This window comes from Neoaquamicrobium sediminum, assembly GCF_013240295.1.
In the GTDB taxonomy this organism is placed as follows: domain Bacteria; phylum Pseudomonadota; class Alphaproteobacteria; order Rhizobiales; family Rhizobiaceae; genus Aerobium; species Aerobium sediminum.
Map to the genome: position 1 here is coordinate 110831 of NZ_JABETK010000001.1, position 26341 is coordinate 137171.

At 63.8% G+C, this 26341-nt stretch carries 25 protein-coding genes and 2 pseudogenes; 18 read left to right on the forward strand and 9 right to left on the reverse strand.

Going from position 1 to position 26341, the window contains the following annotated elements:
* Window positions 1-24: 24 nt before the first annotated feature.
* Window positions 25-810, reverse strand: coding sequence for an ABC transporter ATP-binding protein (locus HK436_RS00600; RefSeq protein ID WP_244648430.1), 786 nt, complete (start codon window positions 808-810; stop codon window positions 25-27).
* Window positions 785-1087: a recombinase-like helix-turn-helix domain-containing protein gene (locus HK436_RS00605; protein WP_173186548.1), complete on the reverse strand. Its 303-nt coding sequence runs from the start codon at window positions 1085-1087 to the stop codon at window positions 785-787. Before HK436_RS00605 ends, HK436_RS00600 begins: the two co-directional genes overlap by 26 nt.
* Before the next feature lie 235 nt (window positions 1088-1322).
* Between HK436_RS00605 and HK436_RS00610 the strand changes: the two genes are divergently transcribed.
* Window positions 1323-2453 (forward strand): FAD-dependent monooxygenase, encoded by a 1131-nt coding sequence (locus HK436_RS00610; protein ID WP_173186551.1) that lies wholly within the window; start codon window positions 1323-1325, stop codon window positions 2451-2453.
* Window positions 2454-2509: 56 nt separating this feature from the next.
* Here the strand turns inward: HK436_RS00610 and HK436_RS00615 are convergent, their stop codons facing one another.
* Window positions 2510-3511 carry an MBL fold metallo-hydrolase gene (locus HK436_RS00615; protein WP_173186553.1) on the reverse strand — a complete coding sequence of 334 codons (1002 nt, stop codon included), beginning with the start codon at window positions 3509-3511 and terminating at the stop codon, window positions 2510-2512.
* Window positions 3512-3624: 113 nt separating this feature from the next.
* Complete coding sequence (locus HK436_RS00620; RefSeq protein WP_173186555.1) at window positions 3625-4572, reverse strand: cupin domain-containing protein; 948 nt, start codon at window positions 4570-4572, stop codon at window positions 3625-3627.
* A gap of 123 nt (window positions 4573-4695) precedes the next feature.
* Here HK436_RS00620 and HK436_RS00625 point away from each other — a divergent pair, with 123 nt between their 5' ends.
* From HK436_RS00625 to hpaH, 10 genes and pseudogenes are all read left to right on the forward strand, one after another.
* Complete coding sequence (locus HK436_RS00625) at window positions 4696-5466, forward strand: IclR family transcriptional regulator (protein ID WP_312860445.1); 771 nt, start codon at window positions 4696-4698, stop codon at window positions 5464-5466.
* Window positions 5467-5637: 171 nt separating this feature from the next.
* Window positions 5638-6642 (forward strand): ABC transporter substrate-binding protein, encoded by a 1005-nt coding sequence (locus tag HK436_RS00630; RefSeq protein ID WP_173186557.1) that lies wholly within the window; start codon window positions 5638-5640, stop codon window positions 6640-6642.
* Complete coding sequence (locus tag HK436_RS00635) at window positions 6639-7433, forward strand: ABC transporter ATP-binding protein (protein ID WP_173186559.1); 795 nt, start codon at window positions 6639-6641, stop codon at window positions 7431-7433. Before HK436_RS00630 ends, HK436_RS00635 begins: the two co-directional genes overlap by 4 nt.
* The gene (locus tag HK436_RS00640; RefSeq protein ID WP_173186561.1) at window positions 7433-8218 is read left to right on the forward strand and encodes an ABC transporter permease; all 786 of its coding nucleotides are present in this window, start codon (window positions 7433-7435) and stop codon (window positions 8216-8218) included. The genes HK436_RS00635 and HK436_RS00640 overlap by 1 nt, the downstream gene beginning before the upstream one ends.
* Window positions 8219-8364: 146 nt before the next feature.
* Window positions 8365-8751, forward strand: a complete 387-nt coding sequence (locus tag HK436_RS00645) for a 5-carboxymethyl-2-hydroxymuconate Delta-isomerase (RefSeq protein WP_173186563.1) — start codon at window positions 8365-8367, stop codon at window positions 8749-8751.
* Window positions 8752-8762: 11 nt separating this feature from the next.
* Window positions 8763-10279: pseudogene (gene hpaE / locus HK436_RS00650) on the forward strand (5-carboxymethyl-2-hydroxymuconate semialdehyde dehydrogenase).
* A 61-nt stretch (window positions 10280-10340) separates the two neighbouring features.
* The gene (hpaD, locus tag HK436_RS00655) at window positions 10341-11321 is read left to right on the forward strand and encodes a 3,4-dihydroxyphenylacetate 2,3-dioxygenase (protein ID WP_173186565.1); all 981 of its coding nucleotides are present in this window, start codon (window positions 10341-10343) and stop codon (window positions 11319-11321) included.
* Window positions 11322-11382: 61 nt separating this feature from the next.
* A complete protein-coding gene (locus HK436_RS00660) occupies window positions 11383-12804 on the forward strand; it encodes a pyridoxal phosphate-dependent decarboxylase family protein (RefSeq protein ID WP_173186567.1) in 1422 nt (473 codons plus the stop codon).
* A gap of 41 nt (window positions 12805-12845) precedes the next feature.
* Window positions 12846-13673, forward strand: a complete 828-nt coding sequence (locus HK436_RS00665) for a fumarylacetoacetate hydrolase family protein (protein ID WP_173189837.1) — start codon at window positions 12846-12848, stop codon at window positions 13671-13673.
* A gap of 5 nt (window positions 13674-13678) precedes the next feature.
* Entirely contained in the window at window positions 13679-14482 is an 804-nt protein-coding gene (gene hpaH, locus HK436_RS00670) for a 2-oxo-hept-4-ene-1,7-dioate hydratase (RefSeq protein ID WP_173186569.1), read from the forward strand.
* Window positions 14483-14504: 22 nt separating this feature from the next.
* On the opposite strand, the gene hpaR is transcribed toward hpaH, so the two are convergent.
* The 3 genes from hpaR to uxuA form a co-directional block, all read right to left on the reverse strand.
* A complete protein-coding gene (gene hpaR, locus HK436_RS00675; RefSeq protein ID WP_173186571.1) occupies window positions 14505-14969 on the reverse strand; it encodes a homoprotocatechuate degradation operon regulator HpaR in 465 nt (154 codons plus the stop codon).
* 84 nt (window positions 14970-15053) lie between these two features.
* Window positions 15054-16547, reverse strand: coding sequence for a mannitol dehydrogenase family protein (locus HK436_RS00680; RefSeq protein ID WP_173186573.1), 1494 nt, complete (start codon window positions 16545-16547; stop codon window positions 15054-15056).
* Window positions 16544-17761 (reverse strand): mannonate dehydratase, encoded by a 1218-nt coding sequence (gene uxuA, locus HK436_RS00685; protein ID WP_173186575.1) that lies wholly within the window; start codon window positions 17759-17761, stop codon window positions 16544-16546. The genes HK436_RS00680 and uxuA overlap by 4 nt, the downstream gene beginning before the upstream one ends.
* 106 nt (window positions 17762-17867) lie before the next feature.
* Here uxuA and HK436_RS00690 point away from each other — a divergent pair, with 106 nt between their 5' ends.
* The 5 genes and pseudogenes from HK436_RS00690 (at window position 17868) to HK436_RS00710 (ending at window position 22548) form a co-directional block, all read left to right on the forward strand.
* The gene (locus tag HK436_RS00690) at window positions 17868-18599 is read left to right on the forward strand and encodes a GntR family transcriptional regulator (protein ID WP_173186577.1); all 732 of its coding nucleotides are present in this window, start codon (window positions 17868-17870) and stop codon (window positions 18597-18599) included.
* Window positions 18600-18640: 41 nt separating this feature from the next.
* Entirely contained in the window at window positions 18641-19621 is a 981-nt protein-coding gene (locus HK436_RS00695; protein WP_173186579.1) for a TRAP transporter substrate-binding protein, read from the forward strand.
* 61 nt (window positions 19622-19682) lie between these two features.
* Window positions 19683-20189 carry a TRAP transporter small permease gene (locus tag HK436_RS00700; RefSeq protein ID WP_173186581.1) on the forward strand — a complete coding sequence of 169 codons (507 nt, stop codon included), beginning with the start codon at window positions 19683-19685 and terminating at the stop codon, window positions 20187-20189.
* Between the two features lie 57 nt (window positions 20190-20246).
* Window positions 20247-21367: pseudogene (locus HK436_RS00705) on the forward strand (TRAP transporter large permease).
* Between the two features lie 122 nt (window positions 21368-21489).
* Window positions 21490-22548, forward strand: a complete 1059-nt coding sequence (locus HK436_RS00710; protein WP_173186583.1) for an L-idonate 5-dehydrogenase — start codon at window positions 21490-21492, stop codon at window positions 22546-22548.
* 57 nt (window positions 22549-22605) lie between these two features.
* Here HK436_RS00710 and HK436_RS00715 read toward each other — a convergent pair whose 3' ends face one another.
* Both HK436_RS00715 and HK436_RS00720 read right to left on the reverse strand, forming a co-directional pair.
* Complete coding sequence (locus HK436_RS00715; protein WP_173186585.1) at window positions 22606-24162, reverse strand: hydantoinase/oxoprolinase N-terminal domain-containing protein; 1557 nt, start codon at window positions 24160-24162, stop codon at window positions 22606-22608.
* Window positions 24159-25238 carry an S-methyl thiohydantoin desulfurase family protein gene (locus HK436_RS00720; protein ID WP_173186587.1) on the reverse strand — a complete coding sequence of 360 codons (1080 nt, stop codon included), beginning with the start codon at window positions 25236-25238 and terminating at the stop codon, window positions 24159-24161. Before HK436_RS00720 ends, HK436_RS00715 begins: the two co-directional genes overlap by 4 nt.
* Window positions 25239-25366: 128 nt before the next feature.
* Here HK436_RS00720 and HK436_RS00725 point away from each other — a divergent pair, with 128 nt between their 5' ends.
* Entirely contained in the window at window positions 25367-25801 is a 435-nt protein-coding gene (locus HK436_RS00725) for an AroM family protein (protein WP_173186589.1), read from the forward strand.
* Window positions 25802-25809: 8 nt separating this feature from the next.
* Window positions 25810-26304, forward strand: coding sequence for an AroM family protein (locus HK436_RS32195; RefSeq protein WP_206680463.1), 495 nt, complete (start codon window positions 25810-25812; stop codon window positions 26302-26304).
* The last annotated feature ends 37 nt before the right edge of the window (window positions 26305-26341 follow it).

A 26341-nucleotide genomic window follows, 5' to 3' on the forward strand; every position in this document is an offset into this window, starting at 1 on the left:
ATTCCCCTTTGCGTTCTTGAGCCGTCAGACGGCTTTTTCTTCGAGCTTGAGATGCTTGAACAATTGCGCCGCATAATCGCTGACCTCCGGCATCACCCTGCGACGAAGCGGCTGGTCACGATGCGGAAGGTCGACCTTGATCTCGGCCACCACGGTGCCCGGCCGTTCGGAAAGAACGAGGATGCGGTCCGACATCAGCACCGCCTCGGCGAGGTCGTGGGTGATCAGCAGCGTGGTCTTGCCGGTTTCCGAAATCGTGCCGGCAAAGCTGTTCTGGAGCAGCAGCTTGGTCTGTGCGTCGAGAGCTGAAAACGGCTCGTCCAGCAGCACGATTTCCGGCTCGATGGCCAGCGTGCGGGCAAGGGCGGCGCGCTGCCGCATGCCACCGGAAAGCTGGTAGGGATAATGGTTCTCGAACCCAGCCAGATGGCAGCGCTTCAATTCGGCCATCGCGCGATCGCGGCGTTCCGACTTCGCCACGCCGCGCGCTTCGAGGCCGAACTCGACATTCGAGACGATGTTGCGCCAGGGCAGAAGCAGGTCCTTCTGCAGCATGAAGCCGACATGCCCGTTGGGGCCGCCGACGCGATCTTCGCTGACCAGCACCTCGCCCTGGGTCGGCTGGTAGAGGCCCGCCGTCATGCTGAGGATCGTGCTCTTGCCGCAGCCGGAAGGCCCGACAACGGATACGAACTCGCCTCCATTCACGCGGAAGCTGATGTCGTTGACGGCAACGAGATTCTGGCCGGAGCCGGTCGTGAATTCCTTCGTGACCGAGCGAAACTCAAGCGCCATAGCCGTCGGCCTCATAGGCGGCATCGAGCTCGCGGTTGGTGCCCTCCAGCTCCTCGGCCAGAAGCGCCTCGTTCCAGTCCGTGCGGCCCGACCGCGGCGCGACCACGCCCTTGTCGGCAAGCTGACGCGCGACACCGGCGAAGTCGTGCTCGCCGGTTGCGAAGATCGCCATCAGCGCGTCCGCCAGCTCGTTCTCTTTCTCGTCCAGTTCGCGACCCCGGCACTGATGTGCAAGATCCGCCCGGCCCGTATCGAAGGCACGCTGCGAGAGGCGATCTTTGAATGCGTCCATCTCTAGCTCCCCAGCTATGTTCAAATAAGAACACTTTGTTCAAAACAGATTGCCTCAAGCTGAAGATGGAGTCAACTGGCCTTGTGCAGGGCGGATCGGGCAAAACAGACGCTGGCTCGGAGAGTTGAAACGTCGGTACGCAAGGCGGCTGTCCCGGCGCGTTGACACGGGCATTCCACGCAAGTATCGTTTCTTTGAACAACTTGTTCATTTTTGAACACTGGAGTGATGCCTGATGAAGATCGTGATTGCCGGCGGTGGCGTCGGAGGAATGGCGGTGGCGATCGCCCTGCAGAAGCAGGGTCATGCAGTGACGATCTTCGAGCGGACGCGCGCGTTCGGCCGCATCGGCGCAGACGTCAACCTGACGCCCAATGCTGTCCATGCGCTGGACGGCCTCGGCGTGGGCGATGTGCTGCGTCAGACGGCGGCCCGGCCGGAATTTCGCATCAGCCGCACCTGGGACACAGGCGAAGAGACCTCGCGGCTGCCGATGAGCACGGCCGCGGAGGAGCGTTACGGCGCACCGCAGCTCACCGTTCACCGTGCCGATCTTCTCGCCGCGCTGGAAGGCGCACTGCAGCCCGGCACCATCCGTTTTGCGTCTGCGGTCGAGACTGCGGAGCCTGATGGCGATGGTGCCGCACTGGTTCTGTCAGACGGAACGCGGGTGCAGGCCGACGTGGTGATCGGCGCCGACGGCATCCATTCCGCGGTCCGTCATGCCCTGTTCGGCGAGGATCACCCACGCTTCACCGGCTTCGTTTCCTACCGGGCCGTGTTTCCGCGCGAGCGCGGCGACGGCATCCCCAATCTCGATTCCTTCACCAAGTGGTGGGGCCCGACCGCAGACCGCCAGATCGTCACCTTCCCGCTCAATCGCGGCGAGGAAATCTTTGTCTTCGCGACGACGCCGCAGCAGGACTGGACTGAGGAAGGCTGGACGCTGCCGGGCGATATTGGCGAGTTGCGCTCCGCCTACGCCGATTTCCATCCGGAAGCGCGCGCCCTGCTGGATGCCTGCGAGGCCGTCACCCGTTCCGCGCTGCATGTGCGCGAGCCGATGGCTCATTGGTCGCGCGGTGCGATCACGCTGCTGGGCGACGCCGCCCATCCGATGGTGCCCTTCATGGCGCAGGGCGCCTGTATGGCAGTGGAGGACGCAGTGGTGCTCGGCCGCGCCCTGGAAGGCGCTACCGGTGCAACGGTGCCGAATGCACTGAAGCGCTACGAGGCGGCACGCATACAGCGCACCGCGCGCGTGCAGGAAGGGTCGCTGGCCAACGACTGGCTGAAGCAGGGCACCAATGCCGATTGGGTCTACGGTTACGACGCCTGGGTGACGGAACTGAACGAGCCGGCTTGAGCCGGCTCCCTTCCTGGTCACAAGAGAGGCGACCGCAACCCGCCGCCCTCGCCGTTTCACACTTCCATCAGATCTTCACCGACGATGACCCTGCCGGAAAAATGCCTGCTGACGCCGGCAGTCCATCCTTCCGGCGTTTCTTCCGGGTCGAAACCCGGCACGAAATGATTGAGGACGAGCGTCTTGACCTTCGCGGCCTCGGCGATGCGGCCGACATCTTCGAGTGGCGTGTGAATGGCGATTACGGCCTGGAGAACCCGCTCGATTTCTTCGGGCGAGCGTCCCTGTGAGGCAAATTTCTCGCGGAACAATGCTGCCGTGCGCTCGGCATTGATAACCTCGTGCACCAGCACGTCGGCATCTTTCGCCAGTTCCGTCAGTTCCTCGCTGGCGGCGGTGTCACCGCTGAAGACTACGACACGATCCGCCGTTTCGAAGCGATAGCTGTAGGAAACATGGTGCACGCCGTCCTTGTGCCCCTGGTTCGGATAGTGGGTGTTCTCGACACAGGTCACGCGAACATTGTCGTCCTCGTAAACCAGCCCGGAGGCCGATATGTCGTGCCCACGGAATAGCTCGCGCGGCGGCTTCTTGCCACCGCTGAAGGCAAGCCGCACGGCTGCATTCGGTTCGAAATACTCGACGAACGCCTCAACCATGGCCTCCGTGCCGGGCGGCCCGTAAGCTTCGGAAGGTGAAGCGCGGCCATTCGACCAGGCGAGCCCCATCAGCGTTCCCATATCGGCATTGTGGTCGTCATGGTGATGGGTGATGAAGATGCGACCGACGCGGTGCGCCGCTATTCCGGCAAACATCAACTGTCGCGCTACGCCGTTCCCTGCATCGACAATGTAGGGCTCGTCATTGACCAGCAGGACATTGGCAGGCTGGTTGCGTCCTGGCAGAGGCGTTGGGCCTCCGCCTGTTCCCAACAGGATCAGCCGTGTCGATTTGGCCTGCGCCGGGGGCGACTTTGCTTCAGCCGAGATGGCCGGAAAAGCTGAAGCGGCAGCGCTGGCGACCATCAGCTTCAGGCCGGTTCTGCGTGTAATGCGCATATTTCCCCTCCTCCTCATTGTCGTTGCGGGCTGCGGCAAGAGGCGGGCATGCGCAGCCCGGTCTGTCGCCCCGGCTCTGGCCGGGGCGCAGGTCAGATCGAAGACCGTATGTCTCAGGCAGCTTCGTAGACGATGCTGTCTTCTTCCGCCGAACCGATGACCGACCACACCGTCGCGTGGGCGGCAGAGTTGTTGCGGAACCAGTGCTTGCGCCCGGCCGGGGTCTTGACCAGGTCACGCGGCCCGAGTTCGAGCTCGACCTTCTCGCCGTTCTCTTCCCAGCCCACCGTCAGCGAGCCTTCGAGGACGAGGTAAGCGTCTTCCACGTCGCGCACGATCGGCTTGATGCCGACCTGCGACGGGATGCCGAGCATCTCCTTGCGGCAGGTGTCGTCCTCGATGCCGCCCTTGCCGACATAGACCTTGCGGGTAAAGCCCACCTTCTCCCAGACGGTCGGCAGTTCGCTGTGGCGCACCACATACTTCGCCATCAGCTTCTGCAGCGGGTGGCTGCCATTGCGGTCGAAGGGCAGCGTCTTGCCGGGTGCTGCGCCGAAGCTGCGGGCGAGCTCCGCCGGATGCTCCTTCGGATGGTAGTGATAGACGGGCGGCAGCGGCTTGCCGACGTCGACCGAGATCGACATCAGCACCGGCGTGACGCCATCGTTGCGGAAGCCGTGGCCGATCTCACGGGCGTTGAGGATCATGTCCCTGGCGCCGAGTTTCACCTCGACGACCTCGCCGTCCTTCTCCCAGCCGACGACCAGCACGCCGTCGATGATGAGGAAGCTCTCCTCGATCTCGTGGCTGTGACAGGCGGCATATTTGCCGGGCTCCTTGTAGATCAGGCTGACAGTGAAATGGTCCGGCTTGAGCGTCGTCGTGTCGCCGACCTTGGGCGAGCCACCGGCACCGATATAGCGCATCTGCGCGCGGGCCAGATCGTCGAAGCCGGCATTGGAAGGAAATGCGTTCCAGTCGAACGACTTGTCGGTGAAGCGGCCGACATGGGCCGCGAGTTCCTGCGCCAGCGCGGAGGTGGGCGTCGTGTGCATGGTCATGGGGCTGTCCTTTCTCCTCAACTGCAACAAGGCTATCGGGACGGTGTTTTACCTGCTAGACGATGTTTTATGGATAAAACACAAGCCGACACTCCTCGTACACAGTCCGACGACAAATATCTCGTGCCCGGCCTGATCCGCGGCCTTGAAGTGCTGCAGGCTTTCACGCCCGAGACGCGCGAGATGACGCTTTCGGATATCGCCCGCCGCCTGGGCACCACCCGCTCGGCTGCCTTTCGCGCCGTTTACACGCTCGCCCACCACGGCTACCTGCTGCACGACCAGCAAACCGCCCGCTACACGCTCGGCCCGGCGGTGCTGCGGCTCGGCTATGGCTATCTCGCAACGCGCGAACTGGTGGAGATCGCACTGCCGGAGCTCGAGAAGCTGCGTGATGCGACCGACTGGTCGGCGCATCTGGGCGTGCGCGACGGGCGCTTCGTTCTCTACATGCTGCGAGTGCCCAGCCACCTTGGCCTGGCCAGCATCGTCCATGTCGGCAGCCGGCTTCCGGCCGCGGGCACCACCATGGGCCGCGTGCTCCTCACCGATCTGAACGAAGACGGCCTGCTGCGGCTCTATCGTGACGAGACCTATCAGAACGCGCCCGGCCAGACCCCGCGCAGCCTGACCGAGCTGGTCGCGCAATGGCGGCGCGACCGGAACGCAGACGCGATCGTCCAGATCGGCAGTTTCGAAACGGGGATTGCCAGCGTGGCGGCGCCTGTTCGTGACATCAGCGGCAACATCGTCGCTGCGATAAACGTCACCCGGGCGGCTTCCGGCAATATCGCCGACGACATCGAAGCGGGCGTCAAAACGGAAGTGCTCCGTACGGCCGCCGCCATCACCCGGTTGCTTGGCGGCCTCCCCGAAAGTACCGCAACCGAGTGAGGCCGCGCCTCTCACCCGGCGAAACACGCACGTATTGCGACCGGTAACACACGGATTTCATTGCGCAAGTCCTGGCTGCGCAATGTCCAGTCGAGGTCTGGACTTGCAACAGTTCTAATTTTGCGCCTAGTATTGAACAATAGGTTCACATTTGAACATGTAGCGAAACTGATGGAATTGACGCGGCGACGCCTGATGCTGGGTGCAATGGGGAGCGCTGCCTTGCTGTCGCTTCCGGTCGGAGCGCGAGCGCAGAACGCGTTCAGTTTCATTACCCCCTTCACCTTCTCCCTGGCCTTTGCGCCGGTGCTGTATGCCGACGCCGCCGGCTACTACAGCGACGAGGGGCTGGAGATGAACCTGCAGGCCGGCAAGGGCGCGGCGCTGGCAGCACAGATGACCATTGCCGGGCAGATGGATTCCGGCCGCACCGGCGGCACCAACTACATCGTCTCCCGCGTCAACAACGACGCGCCGCTGATCTCGATCGCCACCATTGCGCAGATGTCGCCTTTCTTCGTACTGTCCTCCACTGAGAACCCGGTGAACACGATCGCCGACCTGGAAGGCCGCACCGTGGGCATGGCGACGCTCGGCGGCTCGATGGAAGGTACGCTCGACCTGATGATGACCAATGCCGGCGCATCGCCGGAGAAGGTTAACAAGGTGAAGGTGGCCGATTCAGCCGCCTCCTTCGCGCTGATCGAAGCCGGCCGTGCCGGCGCATTCCTCGGCAATACATCGTCCATGGTGATTGCAAGCTCCGCACGCGACGACGTCGCGGCGATGCCGATCGATGACGGCATGCCCGGGCAGGTCTATGTCGCGCGCCCCGATCAGGTGGCGGAGAACCCCGAAAAGTTCGTCGCCTTCCTGCGCGCAACCCACCGCGCGGCGAAGGAGATCGTCGGTACGAAAGACCTGACGCCGATCCTTACGACGATCGGCGGCAAGCACGATGTCTCCGGCCTCAAGAACATGGAAACAGCCCAGAAGGACCTGCGCGCCAACGCCGAGAACTGGGCCTCGAAAGGCGAGGAAAACCTGCTGCGCAACATCCCCGAAATGTGGGACCGCGCCGTGGAGCTGCTTGCCGGCGCGAAGCTGATCGACAAGACGGTTCCGGCGGCCGAACTCTACACCAACGACCTGCTCGATCAGGCTCTCAAGGCATGAAGATGGAGACGGAGGCCGACATCCGTCTCGCGGGTGTCGGCAAGACCTTCGGCAGTGGCGCGAACGCCGTCCGCGCCATAGGAGATGCCACGCTGGACATGCAGCGCGGCGATTTCATCTCGCTTCTGGGCCCCTCGGGTTGCGGCAAGACCACGCTTTTGCGCATCATTGCTGGTCTCGAGAGGCCGACCGAGGGCGAGATATTGGTACGCGGCCGCGCCGTCTGGGAAGGCGGGAAGCGATCTGGTGAAGCGACCCGCCCGGTTTCGATGATGTTCCAGGAAGCGCGGCTCTTCCCGTGGTTCACGGTCGCAGAGAATGTGGCACTGCCGCTGCGCCTGCAGGGCGTGGCGAAGGCCGAGCGGGAAGCGCGCTCCCATGCGCTGTGCGAGACCGTCGGCCTCAAGGGCTTCGAGGCGATGCGACCGTCGGCCCTGTCCGGCGGCATGCGCCAGCGTGCATCGCTTGCCCGCGCACTTATCACCAAGCCGCAGGTACTGCTTCTCGACGAGCCCTTCGGCGCGCTCGACGCGATGACCCGCGACACGCTCAACATGGAGCTGATGTCGGTGTGCGCCGAAGCACGAGTGACGACCATCCTCGTCACGCACTCGATCACCGAGGCCGCGTTCCTTTCGGACCGCGTGGTGGTGCTCGCCGCACGGCCCGCGCGCATCACCGAGGTCATCGAGATGCCGTTCGAACGTCCGCGCACGCTCGACCTGCAGCGCACCACCGCGTTTCAGGACATGCTCGTGAGACTGCGTTCCAGCCTGACGGGAGGCCATTGATGCGCACAGATCGTCTCATCCGCGTCGCACTGCCGACAGGCACCGTCATCGCCTTTCTGCTGATCTGGACGCTCTATGTGCGCACGGCTGACGTGTCGGCGTTCATCCTGCCGACGCCGTGGCAGATCATCATGGCCTTTGTCGACCTCGTGAGCGACGCATCCGTGTGGCGCCACGCGCTCGTCACCGTGATCGAGGCCGTTTCCGGCTTCCTCATTGCCGTGTTTCTGGGCGTCACGCTGGGCATGGCCATGGCGCGCGTCCAGATGCTGGAATGGGCCTTCAAGCCGTTCATCGTCTGCCTTCAGCTCATCCCCAAGATCGCGCTGGCGCCACTGTTCATCCTGTGGTTCGGCTTCGGGCTGGAATCGAAGATCGTGATCGCCGCCGCGCTCGCCTTCTTCCCGGTCTTCTCAAACGCCCTTGTAGCCTTCCGCTCGGTGGAGCCGGGCGACCGTGACGTGTTCACCATGCTACAGGCGAACCCGGTTCAGCGCTTCACCATGCTCGACCTGCCGACTGCGTTGCCTGTCGTGCTGGCAGGTGTCGAGGTCGCGGTGGTAATGTCGATGATCGGGGCGATCGTGGGTGAGTTCATCGGCGGCAATGAGGGGCTTGGCTATCTCGCCGTCGCCATGCTGCAGGAACTCCAGGTGCCCGGCCTTTTCGCCGTGATCGTGCTGCTTACGCTCATCGGCCTTACGCTCTACACGCTGATCTCGCAGCTCCGCGCATGGCTCACACCCTGGCACAGCTCGGTCGCCGGTCGGGAGAATACGGCTTAGGCCTGTTTGCCCGGCGACGACAGCCGGCCACCGGCACACCCGGACAAAATCATTGCGACCACCGGCACTCTCGTGCCGGTGGTCGCTTTGCTTGACAAGGCTGCTATTATTTAACATGTTAATGAGAATGCGCATGGGGAGGAACGATGCCGCATCTGACCATCGAATATTCGGCCAATCTGGATGGGCGTGCCGATCTCGACGCGCTCTGCGCGGCGCTGCTGGAGACCGTGCTGGAAACCGGCCTGTTCGAGGTTGGTGCCGTGCGCGTCCGGGCGCTGCGCGCCGATCACTACGCGATCGCCGACCGCCTGCCGGAAAACGCTTTCGTCGACCTTAGTTTCCGGATCGGCAAAGGTCGCAGCGCTGACGAGAAGAAGCGCGCCGGAGAGGCTATTTTCGCTACCGCCAGCAGTCTGCTTGGTCCGCTCTTCGAGACGCCGCATTTCGCGCTGTCGCTCGAAATCCGCGAGATCGACGCCGAACTGAGCTGGAAGAAGAACGCCATTCATCCGCGCCTGCGCGGCAAGTGACAGGAAACCGCATGTCGAAGCTCGAGGAAAACATCGCGAAGGCAGATGCCTATCTTGCCCGCTTCAGGGAACAAGGCGTCATGAATCGCATCGCCGGCGAAGATCTGCCAGCCGCCGATGGAGTGACATTCGAGACCATCTCCCCGTCGATCTGAAGCCGCTTGCCACCATTGCTAGGGGTACGGCGGCTGACATCGACCGCGCCGCGAAGGCCGCCAGGGCTGCCTTCGCCGAATGGGCGGCGATGCCAGGCGAGGCGCGCAAGAAGCTGCTGCACAGAATAGCGGATGCAATCGTGGCGCGCGCGGAGGAGATCGCCTTCGTCGAATGCATGGATACCGGGCAATCGCTGCGTTTCATGGCCAAGGCGGCGCTGCGCGGGGCCGAGAACTTCCGGTTCTTCGCCGACCGTGCGCCGGAAGCCCGCGACGGCAAGTCGCTGCGCACGGAAGGCCAGGTCAACATGACGACGCGCGTGCCAATCGGCCCCGTCGGCATCATCACGCCGTGGAACACGCCCTTCATGCTGTCGACGTGGAAGATCGCGCCGGCGCTCGCGGCAGGCTGCACCGTCGTGCACAAGCCGGCCGAGCTTTCGCCGCTGACCGCGCGCCTTCTGGTCGAGATCGCGGAAGAGGCCGGCCTGCCGAAAGGTGTGTGGAACCTCGTAAACGGGTTCGGCGAAGACGCCGGCAAGGCGCTGACCGAACATCCGCTGATCAGGGCCATCGGTTTCGTCGGCGAGAGCCGCACCGGCTCGATGATCATGAAGCAAGGCGCCGACACGCTGAAGCGCGTGCATTTCGAGCTCGGCGGCAAGAACCCCGTCATCGTCTTTGCCGATGCCGATCTGGAGCGCGCTGCGGATGCCGCCGTCTTCATGATCTATTCGCTCAACGGCGAGCGCTGCACCTCCTCTTCGAGGCTGCTAGTAGAGCAGAGCATCCATGACCGCTTTACCGCACTCGTCGCCGAGAAGGCGAAACGCATCAAGGTCGGCCACCCGCTCGACCCGGACACGGTGGTCGGCCCGCTGATCCATCCGGTGCATGAAAAGAAGGTGCTGGACTATATCGAGACCGGCCGGACGGAAGGCGCGACGGTCGTTGCCGGGGGCGGCAAATTCGATGGCCTCGGCGGCGGATGCTATGTCTCGCCGACTTTGTTCACCGGCGCGAACAACACAATGCGCATCGCCCAAGAGGAAATCTTCGGACCAGTCCTGACCGCGATCCCCTTTGCGGACGAGGCAGAAGCGCTGGAGCTTGCCAACGACGTGCAATACGGCCTCACCGGCTATCTCTGGACTTGCGATGTCACGCGCGCCTTCCGCTTCACCGATCGCCTCGAGGCGGGCATGATCTGGGTGAACTCGGAGAATGTGCGACACCTGCCTACGCCCTTCGGCGGCGTGAAGAATTCCGGCATCGGCCGCGACGGCGGCGACTGGTCGTTCGACTTCTACATGGAGACAAAGAACGTCGCCTTCGCCACCGGCGCCCACGCCATCCCGAAACTCGGCGGCTGACCGCGCAAGCACACGATAGAGACCGCCCTCGCCTTTCGAGGCGGATCGGAGGAGGAACCCGATGCCCGTACCCCAGCCGAACCTCTACCCGCCGTTCAACATCGTGCGGCTCAGCCATGTCGAATTTGGCGTCAGCGACCTTGCGAAATCGCGCGCATTCTACGTCGACACGCTTGGCCTGCAGGTCACGGACGAGACGGCGGACACGATCTATCTGCGCGCCATGGAGGAGCGTGGCCACCACTGCATCGTGCTGAAGAAATCCGGCAAGGCGGAAGCCCGCGACCTCGGCTTCAAGGTGTTCGACGAGGACCACCTCGACAGGGCCGAACAGTTCTTGAGGGAAAAGGACCTGCCGGTGGAATGGGTCGAGCGCCCCTATCAGGGCCGCACATTCCGCACGCGCGACCCGCATGGTGTGCCGCTGGAATTCTATGCGAAGATGGATCGGCTACCACCGATCCACCAGAAATACGCGCTCTATCGCGGCGTGAAGCCGCTGCGCATCGACCACTTCAACTGCTTTTCGCCCAACGTCGACGAAAGCGTCGCCTTCTACAACGAGATCGGCTTCCGGGTGACGGAGTACACCGAGGACGAGGAGACCGGCCGGCTGTGGGCAGCCTGGACGCACCGCAAGGGCGGCGTGCACGACATCGCCTTCACCAACGGCCGCGGCCCGCGCCTGCACCACACCGCCTTCTGGGTGCCGACACCGCTCAACATCATCGACCTACTCGACCTTATGGCGACGACCGGCTGGGTTTCCAACATCGAGCGCGGCCCCGGCCGACACGGCATTTCCAACGCCTTTTTCCTCTACATCCTCGACCCGGATGGCCACCGCATCGAGATTTACTGCTCGGACTACCAAACGGTGGACCCGGATCTCGAGCCGATCAAATGGGACCTCAAGGACCCGCAGCGACAGACATTGTGGGGTGCGCCGGCGCCGAAATCCTGGTTCGAGCATGGCAGCCTTTTTGCCGGCACGGATGTGGTGGATGCTCAATTGAAGGCACAGCCGATCGTCGCCCCCTGACGGGCATTGCATCGCCGCGGACAACCGCAGACAACAGCCTGACACCGACAGGGAGCAGGATATGGACAGCGAAGAATTCCGCGACTGGTCGCGACGGGTTGCCGACTGGGGCGCGGACTATCGCGCGGGCCTGCGCGAGCGACCGGTGCGCGCGCAGACGAAGCCTGGCGACATCGCCCGCCAGATCGCGGACGCAGCTCCGGAGAACGGCGACACCATGGAGGCGATTTTCGCCGATTTCGAGCGCATCATCCCGGACGGGCTGACCCATTGGCAGCATCCGCGTTTCTTCGCCTATTTCCCGGCCAACGCGGCGCCGGTGTCGGTGATCGCCGACTATCTCGTCACGTCGATCGCCGCCCAGTGCATGCTGTGGCAGACCTCGCCGGCAGCAACCGAACTCGAAACCCGCGTCGTCGACTGGCTGCGCCAGGCACTCGGACTGCCGAAAGATTTCTCCGGCGTGATACAGGATTCCGCATCCACCGCTACGCTGACCGCGGTTCTGGTGATGCGCGAAAAGGCGCTCGGGTGGAAAGGCAACAGCGATGGCCTTGCGGCGCACAAGGCGGTGCGCGTCTACGCCTCCGAGCAGGTTCACACCTCCATCGACCGCGCCATCTGGATTGCCGGCGTCGGCGAGGCGAACCTCGTGCGCATTCCGACCAAGGGACCGCTCAACGGGATGGACCCGGACGCGCTGGACGCCGCCATTCGGGCAGACCTTGCCGCCGGCCATATCCCGGCAGGCGTGATCGCCTGCACCGGCGGCACCTCGATCGGCGCCTGCGACCCGATTCGCGCTGTCGCAGCGGTCGTCAGGTCACATGGGCTCTACCTGCATGTCGATGCGGCCTGGGCGGGATCAGCAATGATCTGCCCGGAATTCCGCACGCTCTGGGACGGCATCGAGGCGGCCGATTCCATCGTCTTCAACCCTCACAAATGGCTGGGGGCCAATTTCGACTGCTCAGTGCAGTTCATCCGCAGCCCCGAGGATCAGGTGCGCACGCTCGCCATCCACCCGGAATTCCTCAAGACGCACGGCCATGACGGCATCATCAACTATTCCGAATGGTCGATCCCTCTCGGCCGCCGCTTCCGCGCGCTCAAGCTCTGGTTCCTGCTGCGCTATCACGGACTCGAAGGCCTGCGCGGCATGATCCGCAACCACGTGAAATGGTCGCAGGAGCTGGCCGCGCGGCTTGCTGCCGAGGCGGATTTCGAGATCGTCACCCAGCCGGTGCTTTCGCTGTTCTCGTTCCGCCATGAGGCAGCCGACGATGCCGACGACCACAATCTCGCGCTCGTCAACGCCATCAATGATGACGGCCGCATCTACCTGACACAGACGCGCGTCGACGGCCGGATCGCGATCCGTTTCCAGGCCGGCCAGTTCGAGATGACGCGCGACGACGCCGATGACGCCTTCAAGGTGATCGTCGGCGTTGCCCGCAATCTGTCCCCGAGGAGCCCGACGTGACCGAGCGCCCTCGCCTCGCCGGCTTCTCCCATCGCGGTGTCCTGAAATACGGGCTCGTCAGAGACGACGGCATTGTCGATCTTTCCACGCGCTATGGCGAACGCTGGCCGAGCTTTCGCGAAGTGATCGAGGACAGCGCTTTGGCAAGGCTGGCTGAAGAAGCGGCGATTCTTCCCGCAGACTATGCACTCGCCGAGATCACCTATGAAATTCCGATCCCCGCGCCGGAAAAGATCATCTGCGTCGGCGTGAATTTCCCGGACCGCAACGCAGAATACAAGGACGGCCAGGACGCCCCACCGAACCCTTCGCTCTTCGTCCGGTTTCCGCGTTCCTTCACCGGGCATGACCGACCGCTTATCCGCCCGCCGGAGAGCCACCAGCTCGACTATGAAGGCGAGATCGTCATCATTATCGGCAAGGGCGGACGGCGCATCGCGCAGACCGACGCGCTCGGCCACATCGCCGCGCTGTCGTTGTGCAACGAGGGCACGATCCGCGACTGGGTGCGCCACGCCAAATTCAACGTCACACAGGGCAAGAACTTCGACGCCAGCGGCTCCATCGGCCCGTGGCTGGTACCCTATGCAGAGGAAAGCCAGCTTGCCGACATCAAGCTCGAAACCCGGGTCAACGGCGAAGTCCGGCAGAGCGACCGCACCAGCCGGATGATCTTCTCCTTCGCCAAGATCATCAACTACATCTCGACCTTCACCACTCTGGTGCCGGGCGACGTGATCGTTTGCGGCACGCCGACCGGCGCGGGCGCGCGCTTCGATCCGCCCGTCTGGCTGAAGCCAGGAGACGTGGTCGAGGTTGAGGCCGAAGGCATCGGCCTTTTGCGAAACACCATCGCCGACGAGGTTTGACGACCATGATGACGCCAGACGAGATCGAAGCGGCCGCGACCAGCCTCGACGAGGCCGAGCGCACGCGGGTGCAGACCGGCCTGCTATCGCTGAAACATCCCGACATCACCATGGACGACGCCTATGCGATCCAGAGTACGTGGGTGAAGAAGAATCTGGCGGACGGGCGCAAGGTGATCGGCTGGAAGATCGGCCTCACGTCCAAGGCCATGCAATATGCGCTGAACATCGACGTTCCCGATTCCGGCGTGCTGTTCGACGACATGGTCTTCGACAACGGCGCGACGGTGCCGGCGGACCGCTTCATCCAGCCGCGCGTCGAGGCCGAGATCGCCTTCGTCATGAAAGAACCGCTGAAAGGACCGGGCGTCACCGTCTTCGATGTTCTGAACGCCACCGACTACGTGACGCCGGCGCTCGAAATCCTCGACACGCGCATCCTGCGCGTCGATCCCGAGACGAAGAAGGCGCGGACCATCTTCGATACGATCGCCGACAACGCCGCCAATGCCGGCATCGTCACGGGTGGCCGCTCGATGCGACCGGACCAGATCGACATGCGGTGGATGGGCGCCATCGTCAGCCGCAACGCGGAGGTGGAGGAAACCGGCCTCGGCGCCGGTGTCCTCAACCAGCCGGCCCGGGGCGTCGCATGGCTTGCAAACCGGCTGGCGGATTATGGCGATGGTATCGAGGCCGGGCAGATCGTGCTCGCCGGTTCCTTCATCCGTCCCATCGAGGCGCGCCACGGCGACACCATCGTCGGCGATTTCGGCCCTTACGGTACTGTGAGCCTGTTTTTCGCCTGATGGCCGGGAAACGCCCGACAAACTAGCCGCCGCCTGTCCTGCCGTCCAGCTTTAGGGCAGCCAGCTCGTCGAGCAGATCGAGCAGTTCCTCGACACGGGCCGCGCCGAACCGGGCATCGATTTCCGCATAGACCCTCCGCGAATCCGGCATCACGGCGTCGATCAGTGCATGACCGGCAGGCGAGAGCTTGAGAAGCACGCGCCTGCCGTCGCTTTCGTCCTTGTGTTTCGTGATGAGCCCCCGCTCCTCCAGCGAGCGGATCATGCGGGTAAGGCTTGGGGCGAGGATGAAGGCCTTTTCGGCCACTTCCGTCGCGTCGAGCATGCCGGCTTCGGACAGGGTGCGGATCACCCGCCATTGCTGCTCGGTGACGTCGTGGGCAGCGAGTATCGGCCTGAAATGGCTCATGACCGCTTCGCGCGCCCGCAACAGCCCGATCGCGAGCGAGCGGCGGCGATCGGACCTTTCGGACTTTGACGACGCCATGGCACCCTCGGCACAGCAGGTTGATCTTCGACAGGCTTCTATCGAACATATAACCCGCCCGCGCAATCTGGAGCGGTGGCAGTGTCAGGTCTGCGTACGATCAGGCTGCAGCCTCGCATGGACACGTATCGCTTCGGTCATGCCCAGCTCAAGCATGGTGGATAGCGCCTCGACCACCGGGCCACGCATGCGCGGATCGCCGGCCAGTTCCTTAGGGAATATATCCTGGAGGGCACTCAAGGCGTCGAAAATCGCATCGGCCTCGCGCGGAACGCCATCGAGCCTTGCCGCGATAGCCGCCTGCCGCGGGTCTCGCAGGTCGTAGCTGCGGCCGTCATCCGTCACGCCGAGGCAGTAGCGCATCCATGCGGCAACGGCGAAAGCGAATGCGCCGGCATCACCGTTTGCCGCCAGGGTTTCGCGGAGCGGTGCGCCGATGCGCTGCGGTAGCTTCTCGGTACCATCCATCGCAATCTGGTAGGTCAGGTGACGAATGGCGCGGTTTGCAAAACGTGCAAGAAGCTCGGCGCGGTACACATCGAGATCGATGCCCGGCACCGGCGGAAGGGTCGCCGCACTGGCCTGCATCTGCCTTTCGGCGATGGCACGCAACGCCTCGTTGCGGACGGCTTCGCCCACTGTCTCGTGACCAGCGAGGAAACCCGCATAAGCAAGCAGCGAGTGCGTGCCGTTGAGCAGCCGCAGCTTCATCTTCTCATAGGGCACGACGTCTTCAACGAACAGCGCGCCGGCCGCCTCCCATTCGGGCCTGCCTGCAGCGAAATCGTCCTCGATGATCCACTGGCTGAATGGTTCGGTCTCCACCGCTGCCATGTCGCTGAACCCCGACAGCCGCTCAGCGTCTTGCAGGGTCTGCAACGTCGTAGCCGGCGTGATGCGATCGACCATTGAAGAGGGGAAAGTGACGGTTCGTGCAATCCATTGCGCCAAAGCCGACTCCACCCTTTCGGCGAAGTCGAGCACGATCCGCCGCACCAAACGGCCGTTCTCGGGAAGATTGTCGCAACACAGGATGGTTAGCGGCCCTGCCTCCCTTTCACGCCGTCGGCTGAGACCGGCGATCAGGAAGCCTACCAGTCCCTTGGGGGTTGTCGGGTTGTTCAGGTCGTGGGCGATTACATCGTGCGTAACGTCGACACCACCCGTTGTTCGGTCGAAGCCGTAGGCTTTTTCCGTGACCGTTAGCGTCACGATCCGCGTTTCAGGCGATGCAACGGCCTCGATCACCGTGTCCGGTTCGGCCGGCGCGACGAGAACATTCGCGATGCTGCCGATGAGGCGCGCGCTGTCACCCGCCTCGTCGCGGGCCATGAGGAGATAGCGCCCGTCCTGCGGATTAAGGGCGGACGCCACGTCGGCACTGCGCAGGCTGACTCCGGTTATGCGCCAGTCGCCGCCGGCGAGGCCCATCGCCGTATCGGTGTAGACGGCCTGATGCGCCTTGTGGAAAGCACCGACCCCGATATGTACGATGCCCGCGCCGCAACTTTCCGGATCATAGGCCGGCATCGCGATGCCCGCGAGCGGCATTGACGTTGCGCTAAGGCGCGTCGTCATTGCCCGAGCCCGGCCATCGGATGCGACAGCGCGACCATGATGCCGCGCAGTTCGGCGAGCCCCTTCAATCGGCCGATGGTCGGGTAGCCGGGCTGGCCCTTGCGGCCAAGGTCGTCGACGATGTCCTGGCCATGGTCGGGCCGCATCGGGATCTGGTGGTCGGTACGGCCTTCCGCCTTGCGACGAACCTCTTCTCTCAACACCTCGGCGATCAGCGCCACCATGTCAGTGTGGCCGCCGAGATGCTCAGCCTCGTGGAAGGAAGCCGGCGTTTCCGGCGTCTCGAGCGTGACGTTGCGCAGATGCAGGAAGTGCACGCGCGGCGCGAATTCGCGCATGATCGCGGGCATGTCGTTGTCCGGCCGAGCGCCCAGCGAGCCCGAACACAAGGTCATGCCGCTGGCCGGCGAATTAACCGCGTCGAGGATCCGGCGGTAGTCGTCGGCCGTGGACATGATGCGCGGCAGGCCGAGCAGCGGAAACGGCGGATCGTCCGGGTGGCAGCACAGCCGCATGCCCAGTCTTTCGGCGACCGGCGTCACTTCCTCAAGGAAGGCGACGAAATGAGCGCGCAGTCGCTCGGCATCGATGGCGGCGTATTCGTCCAGATGCTGCAGCACTTCCGCAGTCGACATGCTTTCGGTGGAGCCGGGCAGGCCTGCGGTCACATTGGCGGCGAGCTCGATCTTGCGCGTCTCGCTCATGCCGGCGAAACGCTCGGCAGCCGCTTCGACAACTTTGGCATCGAAGCCTTCCGCAGCACCCTTGCGCTTCAGAATATGGATGTCGAATGCAGCGAAGTCGATGAGATCGAAGCGCATGCAGGTCCCGCCATGTCCGACACGGAAAGCTAGATCGGTGCGCGTCCAGTCGAGCACGGGCATGAAGTTGTAACAGATGGTCTCGAGGCCTTGTGCGGCAAGGTTTTCGAGGCTCGCCTTGTAGTTGGCGATATGCTCCAGCCAGGCCCCTTTCTGTTTCTTGATGTCTTCCGAAACGGGGAGGCTTTCGACCACCTCCCAAGCGAGGCCGGACGGCGACCCGTCCTTCATGCGGCTTATCTCGGCCTGACGCCTGGCGATCTCGTCCTTCGCCCACACCGCGCCGGTTGGAACGTGATGCAGAGCGCTGACAACGCCTTCGACACCCGCCTGCCGCATGTCGTCGACCGAGGTGAGGTCACGCGGGCCGAACCAACGCCAAGTCTGTCTCATCTGTGCATCTCACTCCCAGGGCGGTCGCTCTGTAACAGCAGCGAGGCCAGCCATGTGTCCATAGTCAGGACCCGATTTATACACAAGTGTTGACTAGTATGGAAGTATGGTGGATAGTTTTGCTCAAGGGAGGAGCAATCTGACAATCGACACCGCCGTCATCGCGAGCGCCATAAACTCTTCGGCAGCAATCGCGCCGCAGATCTACCGGCTGCTGCGCGACCGCATCGTGCGCACCGAGCTCCTTCCCGGCGAGGTCATTTCGGAAACCGAGATCGCCCGCGGCTACGACGTTTCGCGCCAGCCGGTGCGCGAGGCCTTCATCAAGCTTGCTGAAGCCGGGCTCGTGCAGATCAGGCCGCAGCGCGGCACCATGATCACCCGAATTTCGACCGACGCCGTCATGGATGCCCGCTTCGTGCGCGAGGCGATCGAGGCCGATGTGGTCAAGCTCGTCGTCGAGCGGTGCGATACGGCGATCAGGACGGAACTGCTCGCGCAGATCGACCGCCAGAAGCGCGTCGCGGACGATGATTCAGACGGCTTCGTCAAGCTGGACGAACTCTTCCACCGCACGCTCGCCGAGATGGCCGGCAAGTCATACGCCTGGAGGGTCATCGAGGAGGTCAAGGCGCAGATGGACCGTGTGCGCTACCTCAGCGTCGAGAAGCTGCATGTGCGGCTGCTGATCAGCCAGCACGAGGAAATCGTCGCCGGCATCGTCGAAAATGACGCTCCGCGCGCGGAAGCCGCGATGCGCGCTCATCTGCGTGAAATCCTGAAATCCCTGCCCGAGGTAGCCAAGGCAAGGCCGGACCTTTTCGGCGCAGCGCGATGAAACTGAAAACCGAGAAAATCAATCCACAGGGAGGATACCTCATGACGTCTCGTTCCATCATCAAGTCACTCGCCGCTGGCCTGGCGCTTGCAGCACTGACCGCCACCGGCGCCCTTGCCCAGGAGCTCACGCTCAAGCTCGGCCACCTCGCCAACGAGCAGAACTCCTGGCACAAGGCATCGGTGAAGTTCGGCGAGGAGCTTTCCGCGCTCACCGACGGCCGCATCGCCGTCGAGGTGTTTCCGAACGACTCGCTCGGCCGCGAAATGGATCTCATCAACGGCATGCAGCTCGGCACCATCGAGATGACGATCACCGGCGAGAGCCTGCAGAACTGGGCGCCGATGGCCGCGCTTCTTGCCGTCCCCTATGCCTACACTTCTCTCGAGCAGATGGACGGGGTCGCGAGCGGCGAGATCGGCGACCAGATCGAAGCCCAGATCATCGAGCGCGCACAGGTTCGCCCGATCGCCTATTTCGCGCGCGGGCCGCGCAATCTCACCTCGAACCGGCCGATCGCATCGCCCTCGGAACTGAACGGTTTCCGTATGCGCGTTCCGAATGTGCCGCTCTTCGTCGACACCTGGTCGGCGCTCGGCGCATCGCCGACACCAATGGCCTTCTCGGAAGTGTTCACCTCGCTGCAGAACGGCACGATCGAAGGCCAGGAAAACCCGCTTGCGCTCATCCAGTCCGCTTCGTTCAACGAAGTGCAAAGCCATGTGAACCTCACCGAGCACGTCCGCTCCTGGATCTACCTGACGATTTCGGAGCAGATATGGGGCCAGTTGTCGGAGGAAGATCGCGAGCACGTGCTGGAAGCGGGACGGCGCGCGCAGGAATTCGAGCGTGAGCAGTTCCTCAGCGACGAAAAGGCGATCCGCGACGATCTGGAGAGCAAGGGCATGACCTTCGTCGAGGTCGATACAGCGGCTTTCGCAACCGCCGCGCGCGACGCCGTGATCAACAGCGTCGACGAGAGCATCCGGCCGATCGTCGAAGACCTGTTCAGCCAGCAGTAGTCACTTAAACGGAGCGCGGCCACCAACGGTCGCGCTCCCCTTCCAATGAGGTGGGCGCATCATGACGGCCGTCACCCGCATAGCCGACATCCTGGACATGCTCTGCCGCATCGCGATCGGCGCCGTCTTCGCCGTGCTGATCGCCTCGGTCGCGATCCAGGTCTATGCCCGCACCTTCACGGCCAGTTCGCCGATCTGGACCGAAGAGCTGGCGCGCTTCATGTTGCTTTATATGGCGGCCATCGGAGCAGGCCTTTCGCTTCGCAGCGGCGACCTAGTCAATGTCGACATTATCCAGGATGCGATGTCCGAACGCCTCGCATGGTGGATGCGGCTCGTGTCGACCATCCTTACCGCCGGGCTCGCGGCTCTGATGATCGCGCCGGCCTGGCGCTTCACAAGCATCGGCGCCATGCAGACCTCACCCAGTCTGCGCTGGTCCATGGACATGATTCACGCCAGCGTTCTGGTTCTTGCGATCACCCTGCTGGTGTTTTCGCTTCTCCGCGCCATCGGAATGCTGACGGGCACCGACGATGGCCGGGCGCAGTTTGCCGAGGAGGAATAGGTGGAACTTTTCTGGCTCTTCGGCACATTTCTCATCACGCTCGCGCTTGGCGTCCCGGTGGCGATCTGCCTCGGACTGGCGTCACTTGCCTATATCGTCGCCTCGGGCATGCCGCTGGTGATCATCCCGCAACGCATGTTCGCGGGCATCGATGTCTTCGTGCTCCTGTGCATCCCCGGCTTCATCCTCGCCGGCAACCTGATGAACGGCGGCGGCATCACCGAGCGCATCATCCGTTTCGCCAACGCGCTTGTCGGATGGATGCGCGGCGGGCTCGGCATGACCAATGTCGCCGGCTCGATGCTCTTCGGCGGCATTTCGGGCACGGCTGTAGCCGACGCCGCCTCGCTCGGCAGCGTGCTGATACCGGGCATGAAGAAGTCCGGCTATCCGGCAGACTTCTCGGCGGCCATCACCGCGGCGTCTTCCACGGTCGGGCCGATGATCCCGCCCAGCGTGCCGATGATCATCGTCGGCGCGCTGTCGGGCATCTCGGTCGGCCAGATGTTTCTGGCAGGCGCCATACCCGGCATCCTGATGGGCGTGGGCATGATGGTCGTGTGCTACATCATCTCCGTACGCCGAGACTTTCCCCGCCAGGAATGGAAAGGCGTGCGCGAACTCGTCGCGTCGTTCTTCAGCGCATTCTGGGCGATCGCCATGACGGCGCTCATCGTCGGGGGCTGATGTCAGGCGTCGCCACGCCGACCGAAACCGCCATAGTCGCTGCCATCTACGCCTTCGTCGTCGGCGCCTTCGTCTACCGCGAACTGCCGATCGCCAGAGTGCCGAAGATCGTCATCGACAGCGCCGTCTCGTCAGCGGGCATTCTCGCGCTGGTCGGCTTCGCCAACGTCTTCGGATCGATACTCTCAGCCGAACGCATCCCGCAGATGATCGTCAGTGCGGTTCTGTCCATCACTGACAACAAGTTTCTGGTAATCCTGCTGATCAACCTGCTTCTCCTGTTCGTCGGCATGTTCATGGAGACGATCGCAGCGCTCATCATTCTGTTCGTGCCGCTGCTTACGCTGGCGCAGGCCGTGGGCATCGACCCGCTGCATTTCGCCACCTTCGCCGTGCTCAACCTGATGCTGGGGCTGACCACGCCGCCGGTCGGCGTCTGCCTGTTCGTCTGTGCCAACATCGCCCGGCTACCGTTGCTCTGCCGGTGGTGAAGGCGATCATGCCTTTCCTGCTTTCAAACATCATCGTGCTGCTGCTGGTGTCCTACATCCCCGCAATCTCGACCTGGCTGCCAACCACGCTGATGGCGCGATAACCTGTACGGAGTCGTTCCATGAAAACCCGCGTCTGCCGCCTGCATGGGAAGGGCGATATAAGGATCGAGGAGATCGATGTCGCGGAGCCGGGCGCAGGCGAAGTGCTGGTTGCCATGGGCGCCGGCGGCATCTGCGGGTCCGATCTTCACTACTACCACCATGGCGGTTTCGGTCCCATCCGTGTCCGCGAGCCGATCATCCTTGGCCATGAGGTTGCAGGCACCGTTCGCGCTGTGGGCCCACAGGTTGAAGGGCTTGCGCCGGGCGACCGGGTCGCGGTCAACCCCAGCCGCCCGTGCAACCAGTGCCGCTATTGTCTCGCAGGTCTCCAGCAGCACTGCATGACGATGCGCTTCTTCGGCTCGGCCTTGCGGTTTCCGCATGAACAAGGCGGTTTTCGCGACTTGATGGTCGTCGACGCCTATCAGTGCGTGAAGCTCGAAAACGACGACGTTTCGCTTGCCGAGGCCGCCTGTGCGGAGCCGCTAGCGGTCTGCCTGCATGCGCTTAACCGCGCCGGCACGTCGGCCGGGAACCTCGCAGGCAAGACGGCGCTCGTCAGTGGTGCTGGTCCGATCGGTGCGCTGGTAATCGCTGCCCTGCGCCATGCAGGCGCGAGCCACATCGTCGCGACCGACCTGCAGGACGCCGCGCTGGACGTGGCGCGACGGATGGGCGCCGACGAAATCATCAATGTCGGCGCGAACCCGGAACGGCTCGACACCTACACCGAGGGCAAGGGCACGTTCGACCTCGCCTTCGAATGCTCGGCTGCGGCGCCAGCGGTACGCACCGCTATCGCGGCTATCCGGCCGCAGGGCACTTTGGTCGAAGTGGGCGTGGCCGGAGATGTCGCGGTTCCGCTGAACCTGATCGTCGGCAAGGAGATCGCGTTCGTCGGCACACACCGCTTCGTTGGCGAATACGCGCAGGCTGTCAGGCTGATCGACCAGCGCCGCATCGACGTCAGGCCGATCATTACCGGGGCGGTCGATCTCGCAGAGGCGCCTGCTGCATTCGAGATGGCGGGTGACCGCAGCCGCGCCATCAAGATGCAGCTCACCTTCGCAAGCTAGTTGACCATCAAGCGCAGATCGACGACGGCTTGACCGCCGCCGTCTGCACCAGATCGGTCAAGCGACCTCGCGCTTCTCGTTGAAGGCGATGTCGCCCACGACGCGTACCCTCACGCGGCGTGCATCGCCGGGCAGATAGGCGATCGGAATGTCTTCCGTGTCGAGCAAGGAGATCGTGCCCGGCTGGGCTCCAGCCTCGATCGCGCGCTGCCGGGCAAGTTTCTCGGCTTCCGCGATGGCAGCGTCGCGGCTCATCTCGGAGAAGACCTGATCGACCTCGCCCGATACCTGCGCCATGGCAGCGCCGAGCGCATTGGCGACGCCGGCGTGCTCGACGCGCAAGACCTCGCTGACGCCGTTCAGCTTTTCGGGGATGAGGAACGAGCCCCCGCCCACCGCGATGAGCTCGACGCCATCCGCGGAGGTTTTCATACGGTCGACGCTGTCCTCGACCATCTGCTCGATGCGCTTGAGCAAGGTCGAAACGAGCGTCTGGTCGAGGTGGCTGACCCGGTCGCGGTCGCCGATCTCGACAAGCCCCGCAGCAACCGCGATGTCGGTCGTGGTCAGCGTCGATCCGCCGAAGACAAGCGCCTCGCTGGTGATGCGGTAGCCGACGCTGCGTGGACCTATGGTGCCCTTCTCCGCGTCGATGATCGTGCCCCCGCCGAGCGCCATAGGCAACAGGTCTGGCATGCGGAAAAGCGTGCGCACGCCGCCGACCTCGACCACATTATTGGCCTCGCGCGGGAAGCCGCCGACAAGGCAGCCGATGTCACTGGTCGTGCCGCCGACATCGATGACCATCGCCTCCTTGAGACCGGTCAGGAATGCCGCACCGCGCATCGAATTGGTGGGGCCGGACGCGAAGCTGTAGACCGGGTTCGCGGCCGCCACTTCGGCGAGCACCACCGTGCCGTCGTTCTGCGTCAGATAGAACGGCGCATGGACACCCGATTCCTTCAGCGCCTTGGCGAACGCGTCGACCGTGCGCTGGCCAAGCCCCTGCAATGCGGCGTTGAGCAGTGTCACGTTCTCGCGTTCGAGCAAGCCGATGCGGCCGAGCGTATGCGACAGGGTGATCCGCGCGTCGGGCATCACTGAGCGTACGATCTCAGCAGCCTCGACCTCACATTCCGTGGTCAGCGGCGAAAACAGCGCAGTGATGCCGACGGACTGGATGCCAGCATCGCGGATGCGCATCGCAGCATCCCGCACGGCGTCACGATCCAGCGGCACGAGCGGCCGCCCGTCATATTCATGCCCGCCCTCCACCATGAAGCTCAGCGGATCGACTGCCTCGCGCAGGTCGTCCGGCCAGTCGACCATCGGCGGAAGGGAGGCGCCGGCCGGCATCGCGATGCGGATCGCACCGACGCGTTCGAGGCGAGCCCGCTCCACGACCGCATTCGTGAAATGCGTGGTGCCGATCATCACCGCATCGACCTGCGAGGCACTGGCCGGCTGGCTGGCAGTGACATGGCGGATCGCATCGACCACGCCTTTCATCACATCCGCGGTGGTGGGGAACTTGATTGAACTGAGAACGGTTTCGCCGTCGATCAGGACAGCGTCGGTGTTCGTCCCGCCGACGTCGATGCCAATACGCTTCATGATGCAAATACCGATTTGAAGTCCAGGTCGTAGCCGAACGCCCGGGGGCCGACGTGTTCGAGACCCTTGGGGGTCTGAAGCACGGCGGGAGCCGGAAGAGCGACGGCGGTGACGCGCTGCCCGTAGCGGACGGTCTCGGTCCCGATCGCTTCGCCCGACACCGTATCGAGCAGACAGATCAGGTCCGGCGTCATCGCCATTGGCGTGCCATCGCGGAAGGCGACGGCCCACTCGTTCTGGAAGGAGAGCTCCAGCAAAGACCCGCGATCCGAATCGAGCCCTTCGATCTTTGCGACACCGCGCAGGAAGCCGCCGGTCGTGGTGCGGTCGACATCCGTGACCTTGCCCCTGAAAAGCTCGACACCGCCCTCGTGCTCCAGCACCGCGGCAATGGGGTCGGTGTGGCGCGCGCGCGCCGAGAGCACCGCCCGGCCCAGGCTCGTTGCCTTGGTGACGGTGTGCAGCACGCCCCAGTCCTTCACCTCGCGGCCCGTACGTGGCGCCTTGCAGGTTGCCGAGGTGGAACCGACTTCGGTGCAGACCTTGCGCGAAATCCGCTCCATCCACTTCCAGCTAGCCGCCTTGGCAACGATCGCCTCGTTGTCGCGGCAATCGACCAGCGTCAGCGGGTACATCTGCAGATCGCCGATCGCGAAGGAGGTCATCTGCGCTTCCGGATAGGCGCGGCCCATCGCGTCGGCGTCAACGACCGGGATGTCGAGCATCGCACCGGCAAGGAAGGGCGACAGCGCGTTGCCGCCGCCGATCTCGACGCTCATAACCGCGCGGAACGGCCTGCCCGTATATTCTTCCATGAGTTTCATGGCGCGCGCGAGATGCGCCGGGTCCACCAGCCTCTCCTGACCGACGAGTGGCGCGCCCATCTTGGAAACGACAGCCACCGCATCGTCGTCATCGAGTTCCAGCGGGTCGATAAGCCTGCATTTGCGGCCGTCGCGATAAAGTTTCTTGAGATTGAGCTGCGCCAGATAGGGGCTGCCACCGCCGCCCGTTCCAAGTATCCAGGCGCCCACTGCCAGCGGATCGATCTCGTCCACCTCGAAGTCACGGATCATATTCACCTCCGAAAGATGCGCTAGAAGCTAGCTTCGGAGACCGGCCGACAATATAAGGAACTGCCCCTATATCGCGCTTGCCCAACGAATAGGCATTCCGCCCGGGGTCGACAGGAGTATCTCGCCACGTGACCACGACGGACAACAGCACCGCCCCGGCCCCGCCGAAGAAGGTGATGTTCGTCAGCGTCGGGCAGTCGCCGCGCTCCGACCTGATCGGCGACATACTCGCCAATCTCGACATGCCGATCGAGGCCCTGGAACTGGGAGCGCTGGACGGGCTGTCGGCACGAGAGATCGACAACCTCCGGGTCAGACCGGGCGAGACCAGCATCGTGACCCGGCTGGCCGACAACAGCGAAATCGTTGTTTCCAAAGCGCGGATCGGCGAGCGCATGGCGCAACTTGTCGCCGCGTTTCGGCCGAATGAATTCGACCTGGTCGTTATCCTTTCGACCGGTCTTTTCCGCGACTTCGACAGCACCTGCCTGACCGTCAACGCGCAGCGCGCGCTGGAATCGGCGGTTTTTCGCTGGCCGCGCAAGGCTCGTCGGTCGGCCTGATCCAGCCATTGGAACGGCAGATCAACGAACTCGACATCCCGGCGCTCCAGCCATATCGGATCACAGCCAGCCATGCGCTCGACAACGACAAGCAGTCGCTTGCGCGCGCGCTGTTCGACCTCGCCGACTGTGAGATCATCGTGCTCAACTCTGTGAGCTTTTCCGAAGCCGACCGCGAGATGGCAGCCAAGGTGACTGGCAAGCCGGTCGTGCTCGCCCGCAGGATCATTGCCAGCGCCGTGCGCCTGCTTCTCTACCAGTCGCAGCCGATTACCCTGCCGGGCATGTCGAGCGAGTTCACCGAGCGCGTGAACCGGCTCACCGCGCGCGAGCGGCAGGTCATGTCGCTGGTCGCCGAGGGGCTCTCAAACAAGGCGATCGCGCGACAGCTTGGCATCAGCCCGAAGACCGTCGAGATACACCGCTCGAACGTGATGTCGAAAATGGAAGTCGCTTCCTCGGCAGCCCTCATCCGCATGGTGATTCAGGCCGGGCATCCCTGATTTGCTGCCGTGGAAGGCACGCGATTGCACGGCGAAG